A 9,809-nucleotide genomic window follows, 5' to 3' on the forward strand; every position below is an offset into this window, starting at 1 on the left:
GCGATCAAGGTAGCCGTGGCGCCGGAGGCGGAAACGCGGATCAGCCGGAAGCGACCTCGGTCACCCCGGACGCCTCGGCGACGATCCGCTCGTACGCCTCGGGGTCGGTGCTGAACGCGCCGAGCCGGACCGTCTTGTGCGTGCCGTGGAAATCCGACGACCCGGTCACCAGCAGGCCCAGCTCGGCGGCGAGGGCGCGCACGTGCGCCCGCTCGGCGGGCGAGTGGTCCTCGTGGTCGGCCTCCAGGCCGGCGAGGCCGGCAGCGGCCAGCTCGGCGATCAGGTCGTCGGGCACGATCCGCCCGCGCCGGGTGGCCCTCGGGTGGGCGAAGACCGGCACGCCACCGGCCGCCCGGACCAGCCGCACCGCCTGGAAGACGTCGATGTCCTCCTTGGGCAGGCGGTAGCGCTCCCCCAGCCAGTCCGGCCCGAACGCCTCCGTGGTGCTCGCCACCAGGCCGGCCCGGATCAGCGCCTGGGCGATGTGCGGCCGGCCCACCGTGCCGCCGGCCGCGGCGGCGAGGATCTCCGGCCAGCTCACGTCGACGCCGTCGGCCCGCAGCAGCGCCACGATCCGCTCGGCGCGCACCTCCCGGGCGAGCCGCACCCGGGCCAGCTCGGCGGCGAGCGCCGGGTAGCCCGGGTCGAAGAGGTACGCCAGCAGGTGCAGTGGCACCGCCGGCTCGGCGTCGTACCAGCGGCAGGAGAGTTCGGCGCCGCGGACCAGGCGGAGCCCGGACGGCAGCGCCCGCAGTGCCGGGTCCCAGCCGGCGGTGGTGTCGTGGTCGGTGAGCGCCACGACGTCCAGCCCGGCGTCGGCGGCCGCCCGCACCAACTCGGCGGGGCCGAGCGTGCCGTCGCTGGCGGTGGAGTGGGTGTGCAGGTCGATCCGCGGGCGGGAACTCACCGCCCGACGCTACCCGGGCCGGCCGACCCGGTCACCCGGTGACCACCACCGGCCGTTCCCCGGAGCGCACGCCGGGGACCGGGGCCGGGGTGGCCCGCTCGCCGGCGAGCACCGCGTCCACCGTCGCCCGCACCAGGCCGCCCTTGGCGTCGGGGTAGACCGCGGTCCGCCCCGGCGTCCAGGCGACCGCCCCGGCCAGCGGCGGCCCGGCCGGTAGGGCGGTCACCGTCGCGGAGCCGAGCCCGCCCAGGTCGACCAGGAGCGCGGTGTCCACGCCCCCGGCCCGCCCGTTGACCACCAGCCACCGGCCGTCGGCGGAGACGGCGCCGCGTCCGTCGGTGGCCAGGGTCGGCCCGCAGGCGGTACGCAGCGGCGTGAGCCCCGGGTCGAGCAGGGCGAGACAGGGTCGGCGTGGCGTGCCGGCGGCCACCTGGGCGACCAGCCGGCCGTCGGGCAGGCTGCCGTAGACGTGCGTGCTGGTGTCCCCCGGGGCGGGGACGAGCGCTTCGCCGCCCGGTCGCCACAGGGCGTGTCCGGGCCGGTCCGGGTCGAGGCGGGCGAGCACGCTGTCGCCGACGAACCGCACCGGCTGCACCGCGGCCGGTGCGGGTGCGCGGACGGTGGCGACGAGTTGGCCGCCGACGATGCCGGCCGCCACCAGCTCCGCGCCTTCCCGCCAGGCCACCTGGCGCGCGTCGTCGCTGAGCGTGATCTGCTCCGCGCCGGCCAGCAGCACCTGCGCCGCGCCCCGGGGCGGCACCAGCCAGAGGGACCGGCCGGCCGCGGTCGGGGCGCCGACCACCAGCCAGCCGCCGCCGTCGGGCAGCCGCTGCGCCCGCTCGGCCCGGCCGACGTCGAGCAACGGCGTCCGGCTGCCGTCGGCGGCGGCGAGGGTGGTCCCGACTATCAGGTCCACCTCGCCGCGGTCCGGGCCGACCGGCGCGGTCCCGGCCGGGGTCGGTTCCGGCAGCGGCGAGGCGTACGGGTCACCGAGCACCACGGTCGGGTTGGTGGGCGGCCCGGGTTCCTCGCCGAGCTGCGCCATCCCGGTGGTGAGCAGTGCCGTGGTCACGGTGGCCAGGGCCAGCCCGGCGACGGTGCGGCGGCGGCGGATCCGGTCGGCGCGGCGGATCGCCAGCCCGGCCGGGTCGGCGGCGAGCGAGCGGGGCACGGCGACCTGGCGGGTCAGGCTCTCCCGCACCGCATGTTCCAGCTCGTCCCGCCGCACGAGGAGAGGACGCGTCGGGCCGGCCGTTCGGTTGTCACGGCGACCCGGCTCGGCGGTCACCGGGCCTCCACGGCGGCGGTGGCCGCCGGCACTCCGGACCGGGTCGGCACGGCCACCGGTACGACCTCGGTCGCCGGCTCCGGCGACGGGGTGCTCGCCGCCTCCGCCGGGGTATCGGCGGGTGCGTGCGGGGCCACGTCCGCGGGCGGTCGGCCGGCACCCGGGCCGGCCGGCGCGGCGGTGCCCGGGCGGGCGTCGGGGACGGCGGCGCCACGGCGTCCGGCGGGGGCGGGCCGCCGCGGGGCCGGGGTCGGCTCGGGCTCGGCGGGCAGGCCGAGTGCCCCCTCGGCGCCGAGCCGGCGGCGCAGGGTGTTCAGCGCGCGGGAGGTCTGGCTCTTCACCGTGCCGGGCGAGATCTCCAGCAGGGCGGCGGTCTGCGCCTCGGACATGTCCTCGTAGAAGCGCAGCACCAGCACCGCCCGCTGCCGGGCGGGGAGGGCGCGCAGGTGCCGCCAGAGCAGGTCCCGGTCGAGCTGCTGCTCGATCTCGTCGACCCCGGCCCGCTCGGGCAGCACCTCGGTGGGGCGCTCACCGTGCCAGCGCCGCCGCCACCAACTGGTCGAGGTGTTGACCATGACCCGGCGGGCGTACGGCTCGATGGCCTCGATCCCGCCGAGCCGCTTCCAGGCCAGGTACGTCTTGGTCAGCGCGGTCTGGACCAGGTCCTCCGCGGTGGCCCAGTCCCCGGTGAGCAGGTACGCCGTGCGCAGCAGGGCGCCGGACCGGGCCGCGACGAAGTCGCGGAACTCCTCCTCCAGCGGGTCCCTGCTCGCCACATCCACCTCCGCGCCCCTGTCCTGCATGGCAGGCTGCCATGCCCGGACGGGTGAGGTCGACGGCAAAAGGTGCGCAGTTCATCCGATGTTCGGACGAAAACCTTCACGCCCCGTCGTCGGCCTTGGCCTCGTCGGCCTCCTTGCCCAGCCGCGCCTCGACCGCCTGCGGCTCGTACATCTCTTCGACCACACGCAGGTAGAGCTCGTTCGGGTTGGGCAGGTTCTTGATCTCGCGCAGGGCCTGCTCCTGGCCGGCGGACTCCAGCACGAAGGTGCCGTAGTTGAGCGCCCGGCCGGCCGGGGTCTGCTCGTACTTCATGTCGGTGACCCGGACCAGCGGCATCATCGCCACCCGGCGGGTGATGATCCCGTTGACCACCATGACCCGCTTGTTGGTCAGGATGAACCGGTCGTACCACCAGTCGGCGACCTTCCAGGCCACCCAGCCCATCACCGCGAACCAGAGCAGCACGGCGACCGTGGTGAGCGCGCCGACGTCCTGGCCGGCGAGGAAGCCGGAGAGGTAGCCGAGCACGAAGGTGGCGGCGATGCCGATCAGCAGCGGCGTGGAGAGGTGCACCCAGTGCCGCTTCCACTCGCCCCGGTAGCGCTCGGTGGGGAAGAGGTAGCGGGCCACCAGGGAGCTCGGCTCGTCCTCCAGCGGCAGCACCCGGCGGGGTGTCATGCCGGCGGCGTCGGCGCGCAGCCCGGCCAGTTCCTCCTCGGAGATCTGCGGGTAGCCGGCCTCCGGGTCACGCACCCAGGCGCGACCCGAACGGCCCTCGCCGGCGTAGCCCGGCCCGTCGCCGTAGCCGGCGTCGTCGGAGAGGGAGGGGCCGTCGGAGAGGCCCGGGCCGGAGCCGTAGCCCGGCCCGTCGTCGGGCCGGTACGGGGGGATCGGCTCCGTGTCGCGCTCCCGGCGCTCCCGGTCGGGGTCGTCGGGGTCGAAGGGTGGACCGGAGGGGCTACCCATCGGCGGTCAGGCGACGAGGCTGGTGAAGAAGTCGCCGAACCCCTGCGCGATGTCCATGATGCCGCCGCCCAGCGACTTGAACACATCCGCCGCGGAGTTCGGCCGGTAGGCGACGAAGAAGATCAAGAATGCGATTCCGGCCCAGGTGAGGACCTTCTTGACCATGGCGGGCCATCCTCTCGCGCGGCGCCGGGTCCCATTACCGCAGCGGCACCCAGAGTATCAGTGTGGTGTCGTACAGTGAATATCTGCGTCCGTTCTCCGTCATTCCGGGAGGCATGTCAAGCCCTCCCGTGCAGGTACGGAGACGGTGCGCCGTACACGAGTTCGGGCGGTGTCCACTCGGTCAGGTCGTGTAGCACGACGTCCTCCGCGAGCAGGTGTCCCGCACTCGCCGGCCAGGCTATCGCATGCAGCCACATTCCCCGAGCCTCGCCCGCGTACGCGCTTCGATCCGCGGGCGAATTCACCAGCCACAGTGGAGTCGGGTGACCGCCCACCTTGATCCTGGCCTGTCCAACGTGCTCCGGATGGCCCGGCCCGGGGTCGGTCAGCGCCTCGGCGAGCTGCGGTCCCGGGTCCGGGCCCGGCATGCCGGCCAGCCGGGTGGCCAGACCGACGCCCGGCTCCTCGGCCACGAACACCAGGTCGGCGGGGCCGCCGCCGAGCGGGGCGGGGCCGGCGCAGGCGACGGCGGTGGCCCGGACGCCGGTGCGGTCGTCCCCGGCGTACGCCACCCCGGTCATCGTCCAGCCCAGTGGCAGCGGCCACGGGCACCAGAGCGGGGCGGCCGGCCGCTTCGGCGGCTCGGCGGCGGCGTTGATCCGGTCGACCACACTGGCCACGATCTCCGCTCCGATGTGCTCCGGCACGTGCAGCGGCGGCACCGGCCCGCAGGTCAGGCAGCGCGATTCGGTGTGCATCAGGTCGGGCGCCCGCACCGGGCCGCCGCATCTGGGACAACTCACCGCGACACTCACATCCCCACCGTCACCCCGCGCCGCCGGCCCGTCAAGCGGAGCGCCGGTTTCGGTGCGGCTGGTGTCAGTCCGGAGGCGGGCCGGCGTGGGCGCGGATCCAGGCGTGCATGGCGATGCCGCTGGCCACCCCGGCGTTGATCGAGCGGGTGGAACCGTACTGGGCGATCGAGAAGAGCTGGGCGCAGGCGGCCCGGGCCGGCTCGGACAGGCCGGGACCCTCCTGCCCGAAGAGCAGCACGCAGCGCCTCGGCAGGGTGCTGGTCTCCAGCGGCCGGGATCCCGGCAGGTTGTCGATGCCGACCACCGGCAGGTCCCGCTCCGCCGCCCAGCCGACGAACTCCTCGATCGTCGCGTGGTGCCGGACGTGCTGGTAGCGGTCGGTCACCATGGCGCCCCGGCGGTTCCACCGGCGCCGGCCGACGATGTGCACCTCGGCGGCGAGGAAGGCGTTGGCGTTGCGGACCACGGTGCCGATGTTGAAGTCGTGCTGCCAGTTCTCGATGGCCACGTGGAAGTCGTGCCGGCGGCGGTCCAGGTCCGCCACCACCGCCTCGCGCCGCCAGTACCGGTAGCGGTCCACCACGTTGCGCCGGTCGCCCTCGGCGAGCAGCACGGGGTCGTAGCGGGGGTCGTCCGGCGGGTCCCCGGGCCAGGGTCCCACGCCGACGTCGAGCTGCTCACCGGTCACGGTCTGGAGAGGGTACGGCCCGACGGCCGGGCCGCCGGCGTGACCCCGGGGACCGGTGCGGCTCAGCGCAGCCCCAACGCGGCGCCGAGGCGGTCGAGGAACCGCCGGTCGGCGGGCGACTCCCCGGCCAGGGTCCCGGGTACGCCGACCGGCGCCGCCCGGCACACCCGGGCGGCCACCGACTGCACCCACTGCCGGTACGCCGCCGAGTCGGCGGGATCGGCCCGCCGACGCAGCACCCGGACCGCGGCCCGGCAGGCGGCGAGCAGGTCCACCAGGTCGGTGAGCTGGTGGGTCGGCTGCGTCGCGCCGTCGTGCCGGGCGTAGATCGCGGTGACCACCGCGCGGACCAGGTCACTGTCGAAGGCCCGGCCGGCGGCGACCGCGTCGAGGCCGGCCAGGCCGGCGGCGACGCCCCGGCGGGGCCGGCCGGGACCGGGCGCGGCGGCGGCCACGATGACCCGCCCGGGCAGGTCGGTCAGCAGATCCCACTCGGCGGCGGAGTAGACGGCGGTGGTCAGCGGTGCGGCACGGCGACCGGCAGAGGGCGGCTCTCCGGCGAGGGAGTGGCTCATGGGAACCTCCGGCGCCAGCATATGCCCCGGATCGGGAAAAGGGCCCCTTCCACCCGGAACCGGGGTGGAAGGGGCCCGTCGCGTCGCGGAGCCGACGTCGCGCCGGGGGTCAGCGCGGCTCGGGGAAGCTCGGCCGCTCGGGGTCGACGCCCTCGGGCACGGCGCTCGCCGCGTACTCCCGCTTGGGGACCATCACCCGGCGGCGGAAGACGCAGACCAGGGTGCCGTCCTGGTTGTAGCCGCGGGTCTCCACCGCGACCACGCCCCGGTCCGGCTTGGAGGAGGACTCCCGCTTGTCCAGCACGGTGGTCTCGCCGTAGATGGTGTCGCCGTGGAAGGTAGGCGCCACGTGCCGCAGCGACTCGACCTCGAGGTTGGCGATCGCCTTGCCGCTGACGTCCGGCACGGACATGCCGAGGAGCAGGGAGTAGATGTAGTTGCCGACCACCACGTTGCGCTTGAACTGGCTCGCCGTCCCGGCATAGTGCGCGTCCATGTGCAGCGGGTGGTGGTTCATGGTGAGCAGGCAGAAGAGGTGGTCGTCGTACTCGGTGACCGTCTTGCCCGGCCAGTGCCGGTAGACCGCGCCAACCTCGAACTCCTCGTAGTAGCGGCCGAACTGCATCCTTGTCCCCTTCGACGGGCGGCGATGGAGTTCGGCACAGCATGCCTTATCGAGGGTTAAGGCGATGGGCGGGGCGCGGGCCGTGGGGAAATGTCACACCAGCCGACCCGGGGGGAGACGCAATGAGCGGCGGGGCCCTCCCCGGCACCCGCCGCCCACGCTCTGATGCCGAAGATTCTGCCCGACGCGGACGGGAGCGGATAGAGACGGGGGTCACATTTATCTTTTTGTAACACTACGCTCCGTCACGCCGGGTGGAGCCGTCAGCGATCTCCAGGTGTCGGATCCCCGCTTGTCAAGCGCGAAGTTACCAATCCGTCGCAGACATTCGCGCCGATCTCTATGGAAACGCTCCCATCACGACGGGTCACGCAAATGCGTACTGCACTTGCGGAGCGCACGAGCCGATCCGACAGACGGCCGTCGATGACGCAGATCACCTGCCCGAGCACGTTTCCGCACCCCTGCGGCGGGAATCCGACGGGGTACGTCCTCGTTCCACCAGACGTAGCTATTCCGCGGTGATCGGAGAGATTTCCCATGGCAACCGTAGAGCTGACCACGGCTAACTTCGACGAGGTGACCGGGGGCGACGGCATCGTCCTGGTCGACTTCTGGGCCGACTGGTGCGGTCCGTGCAAGCGGTTCGCCCCGGTCTACGAGCGCTCGTCGGAGAAGCACCCGGACATCGTCTTCGGCAAGGTGGACACGGAGGCGCAGCAGGAACTGGGCGCCAAGTTCGACATCCGGTCCATCCCCACGATCATGGCGATCCGTGACGGCGTGATCGTCTTCGCCCAGCCGGGCGCGCTGCCCGAGTCGGCGCTGGAGAACCTGATCGAGCAGGTCGAGGCGCTCGACATGGACGACGTCCGCAAGCAGCTGGCCGAGCACAAGCACTGAGCCGACCGCCACGACGGCCGGGTCCCCGACCGGGGACCCGGCCGTCGTCGTCTCCGGCCGCCCGAACGGCGGCGCGGCCAGGGCGTCCGTGGGGACCCGCCGGTCACGCGGCGTCGCGTATCGTCACGACCCGATGGAGACTCTGACCGCCCGCGGCCGCGCGGCCCGACTCGCCGCCACCGCGCTCGGCCTGGCCGTCCTGCTGGCCGGCACCGTCTGGGGCACCGACGACCACTTCCCGTTCGGCCCGTTCCGGATGTACTCGACGTCCAACCCGCCGAACTCCCCCGCCCCGGACACCCGGGTCGAGGGCGTCGACGTCACCGGCGCGGTGGTCGGCCTGGGTGAGCAGGCCACCGGCATCCGCCGGGCCGAGATCGAGGGCCAGCAGGCCCGGTACGCCGCCGACCCCGCGCTGCTCGCCGAGGTGGCCGACGCGTACGCCGAACGCAACCCCGACGCGGCGCGGCTGGTCGAGGTGCGCATCGTGATCCGCTGGCACGGCATCCGGGACGGCCGCCCCACCGGCCGGTGGACCGACGAGACCGTGGTGAGCTGGCAGGCGACCCGATGAGTCGCTGGCTGACCGAGCCGGTCCCCCGCGGGCGGGTGGCCGCCTTCCGTACGCTGGTCTATCTCTTCGTCGCCGCGGACCTGGTGGTCTTCACCCCCTGGGTGCGTACCCGGGTCGCGGTGCCCGGCGAGCTCTACCAGCCGCTGCTGATCGGCCGGTTGCTGCCGCTACCCACCCCGACGCCCGCACGCCACGGAGCGCGTCGACGTACAGGCGCCGTCGGCGCCGCCGCCGGCCGGCCCGGCGGTCGCGGAGCCGGCCGGGCCGTAGGTCAGGCGCCGGGGCGGCCGGCCGGGCCGTAGAGGCGCTGCCGCGCCTCCTGCGGCAGCGCGCAGGCGGCGGTGCCGCCGGGCAGCCGGTGCCGGTTGCGCGCCACCCAGCGGTACGCCGGCCAGGCGGCCGCCCGCACCGGCGACAGGCGGAGCCCGGCGCCGGCGACCCGCCAGAGCGGACCGCTGTCACCGAGCAGCTTGGCGATCGCGTCCGGGCCGGCCGCGCGGGAGCCGTCCGCGCCGACCCACTGCACCGCCTCCTCGCACTCGGCCTCGGTCAGGCCGAGCGCGGCCAGGTCGGCGAACTGCCAGGGCACCACCCGGGCGCCGGTGGGGATCCGCCGCTCGATGAACTCGGCGCACCGGGTGCAGAACGCGCAGTCCCCGTCGTAGACGAACGTCGACCTCTCCATGCCCCCATCCTCCCCCGGGCACCGCCCGGACCGGCGGCGAGGTGGCCGGGAACACGGCGGGTCGCTTGCGCTCGACTCGTACGCATGTTCGAATAGAGCCCATGCGCTGGGACAACCTCTCCGCTCCCCCGGACGAGGGAGTTCCCGGGCGGGCAGCGCCATCGACGCCACCCCTGCCGCTGGCGCTGCCCGGCGCGGTCGCCCGCACCTTCGACACCCCGGGCTTCGCCGGGATGACCTTCTACGAGGTGCGGGCCAAGTCCATCATCAACAAGGTCCCCGGCGCCTCCCGCGTCCCCTTCGAGTGGACGGTCAATCCCTACCGCGGCTGCTCCCACGCGTGTGTGTACTGCGTCTCCGGCGACACACCGATCCTCATGGCGGACGGGCGTACCAGGCCGATCAGCGAGCTGGAGCCGGGCGACCGGATCTACGGCACCGAGCGAAGAGGTGCCTACCGCCGCTACACCCTGACGACCGTCCTCGACAAGTGGTCGACGGTGAAGCCCGCCTATCGGGTGACGCTGGCAGACGGCACAACCCTCGTGGCTAGCGGGGACCACCGCTTCCTGACCGAGCGAGGCTGGAAACATGTCACTGGCAACATGTCTGGCGCCGGCCAACGCCCGCACCTCACCACCAGTAATCGGCTGATCGGCACTGGCGCTTTCGTGGCAACCCCCAAGGCCTCCGAAGACTATCGTCGCGGCTACCTCTGTGGAGTGGTGCGGGGCGACGGAACCATCGGGGTATACGCCCACGGCCCCGGCGTTGTTCCGGCTTGAGGTGTTCTGTCCAGGTTGAGGACCGGACAGAGCTGAAGTTGTGGGACGAG

General features: G+C 73.9%; 13 protein-coding genes and 2 pseudogenes. 5 read left to right on the plus strand and 10 right to left on the minus strand.

All coding sequences use genetic code 11. The annotated features are described in order from the left end of the window. Positions 1 to 40 precede the first annotated feature (40 nt). The 9 genes from AC1WTP_RS32015 to AC1WTP_RS32055 all read right to left on the minus strand — a co-directional run bounded on the left by AC1WTP_RS32015 (position 41) and on the right by AC1WTP_RS32055 (position 6,812). Positions 41 to 907, minus strand: a complete 867-nt coding sequence (locus AC1WTP_RS32015; protein ID WP_481652967.1) for a PHP domain-containing protein — start codon at positions 905 to 907, stop codon at positions 41 to 43. A gap of 31 nt (positions 908 to 938) precedes the next feature. After that, the gene (locus AC1WTP_RS32020; protein WP_481652968.1) at positions 939 to 2,135 is read right to left on the minus strand and encodes a hypothetical protein; all 1,197 of its coding nucleotides are present in this window, start codon (positions 2,133 to 2,135) and stop codon (positions 939 to 941) included. A gap of 56 nt (positions 2,136 to 2,191) precedes the next feature. Continuing rightward, positions 2,192 to 2,971 carry a SigE family RNA polymerase sigma factor gene (locus AC1WTP_RS32025; RefSeq protein WP_481652969.1) on the minus strand — a complete coding sequence of 260 codons (780 nt, stop codon included), beginning with the start codon at positions 2,969 to 2,971 and terminating at the stop codon, positions 2,192 to 2,194. A 103-nt stretch (positions 2,972 to 3,074) separates the two neighbouring features. Continuing rightward, positions 3,075 to 3,944 carry a PH domain-containing protein gene (locus tag AC1WTP_RS32030; protein ID WP_447140589.1) on the minus strand — a complete coding sequence of 290 codons (870 nt, stop codon included), beginning with the start codon at positions 3,942 to 3,944 and terminating at the stop codon, positions 3,075 to 3,077. Positions 3,945 to 3,950: 6 nt separating this feature from the next. After that, positions 3,951 to 4,109: a hypothetical protein gene (locus AC1WTP_RS32035; RefSeq protein ID WP_007455302.1), complete on the minus strand. Its 159-nt coding sequence runs from the start codon at positions 4,107 to 4,109 to the stop codon at positions 3,951 to 3,953. 116 nt (positions 4,110 to 4,225) lie between these two features. Next, complete coding sequence (locus tag AC1WTP_RS32040; protein ID WP_481652970.1) at positions 4,226 to 4,912, minus strand: DUF6758 family protein; 687 nt, start codon at positions 4,910 to 4,912, stop codon at positions 4,226 to 4,228. Positions 4,913 to 4,988: 76 nt separating this feature from the next. Continuing rightward, positions 4,989 to 5,612, minus strand: a complete 624-nt coding sequence (locus AC1WTP_RS32045) for a TrmH family RNA methyltransferase (protein ID WP_447140591.1) — start codon at positions 5,610 to 5,612, stop codon at positions 4,989 to 4,991. A gap of 62 nt (positions 5,613 to 5,674) precedes the next feature. Next, positions 5,675 to 6,208, minus strand: coding sequence for a hypothetical protein (locus AC1WTP_RS32050; protein ID WP_481652971.1), 534 nt, complete (start codon positions 6,206 to 6,208; stop codon positions 5,675 to 5,677). Between the two features lie 88 nt (positions 6,209 to 6,296). Continuing rightward, positions 6,297 to 6,812 (minus strand): MaoC family dehydratase, encoded by a 516-nt coding sequence (locus AC1WTP_RS32055; protein ID WP_481652972.1) that lies wholly within the window; start codon positions 6,810 to 6,812, stop codon positions 6,297 to 6,299. Positions 6,813 to 7,352: 540 nt separating this feature from the next. On the opposite strand from AC1WTP_RS32055, the gene trxA reads away from it, so the two are divergent. From trxA to AC1WTP_RS32070, 3 genes and pseudogenes are all read left to right on the plus strand, one after another. Further along, entirely contained in the window at positions 7,353 to 7,715 is a 363-nt protein-coding gene (trxA, locus tag AC1WTP_RS32060) for a thioredoxin (RefSeq protein WP_481652973.1), read from the plus strand. Positions 7,716 to 7,848: 133 nt separating this feature from the next. Continuing rightward, a complete protein-coding gene (locus AC1WTP_RS32065) occupies positions 7,849 to 8,289 on the plus strand; it encodes a hypothetical protein (RefSeq protein ID WP_481652974.1) in 441 nt (146 codons plus the stop codon). Further along, positions 8,286 to 8,474: pseudogene (locus AC1WTP_RS32070) on the plus strand (MFS transporter permease); the annotation flags it as partial. The gene AC1WTP_RS32065 and the pseudogene AC1WTP_RS32070, both read left to right, overlap by 4 nt. An 86-nt stretch (positions 8,475 to 8,560) precedes the next feature. Here AC1WTP_RS32070 and AC1WTP_RS32075 read toward each other — a convergent pair. Continuing rightward, positions 8,561 to 8,974 carry a thiol-disulfide oxidoreductase DCC family protein gene (locus AC1WTP_RS32075; RefSeq protein ID WP_481652975.1) on the minus strand — a complete coding sequence of 138 codons (414 nt, stop codon included), beginning with the start codon at positions 8,972 to 8,974 and terminating at the stop codon, positions 8,561 to 8,563. A 101-nt stretch (positions 8,975 to 9,075) separates the two neighbouring features. Between AC1WTP_RS32075 and AC1WTP_RS32080 the strand changes: the two are divergent. Together AC1WTP_RS32080 and AC1WTP_RS32085 are read left to right on the plus strand one after the other, a co-directional pair. Then, positions 9,076 to 9,342 (plus strand): annotated as a pseudogene (locus AC1WTP_RS32080) (intein-containing Rv2578c family radical SAM protein); the annotation flags it as partial. A gap of 9 nt (positions 9,343 to 9,351) precedes the next feature. After that, positions 9,352 to 9,759, plus strand: a complete 408-nt coding sequence (locus AC1WTP_RS32085; RefSeq protein WP_481652979.1) for a hypothetical protein — start codon at positions 9,352 to 9,354, stop codon at positions 9,757 to 9,759. Positions 9,760 to 9,809 lie beyond the last annotated feature (50 nt).

Source organism: Micromonospora sp. R311 (assembly GCF_056780015.1).

Coding starts and splice junctions, on each gene's coding strand:
- AC1WTP_RS32030 (WP_447140589.1), bottom strand. CDS start 3,944: ATGGGTAGCCCCTCCGGTCCACCCTTCGACCCCGACGACCCCGACCGG.
- AC1WTP_RS32035 (WP_007455302.1), bottom strand. CDS start 4,109: ATGGTCAAGAAGGTCCTCACCTGGGCCGGAATCGCATTCTTGATCTTC.
- AC1WTP_RS32050 (WP_481652971.1), bottom strand. CDS start 6,208: ATGCTGGCGCCGGAGGTTCCCATGAGCCACTCCCTCGCCGGAGAGCCG.
- AC1WTP_RS32055 (WP_481652972.1), bottom strand. CDS start 6,812: ATGCAGTTCGGCCGCTACTACGAGGAGTTCGAGGTTGGCGCGGTCTAC.
- trxA (WP_481652973.1), top strand. CDS start 7,353: ATGGCAACCGTAGAGCTGACCACGGCTAACTTCGACGAGGTGACCGGG.
- AC1WTP_RS32065 (WP_481652974.1), top strand. CDS start 7,849: ATGGAGACTCTGACCGCCCGCGGCCGCGCGGCCCGACTCGCCGCCACC.
- AC1WTP_RS32075 (WP_481652975.1), bottom strand. CDS start 8,974: ATGGAGAGGTCGACGTTCGTCTACGACGGGGACTGCGCGTTCTGCACC.
- AC1WTP_RS32085 (WP_481652979.1), top strand. CDS start 9,352: ATGGCGGACGGGCGTACCAGGCCGATCAGCGAGCTGGAGCCGGGCGAC.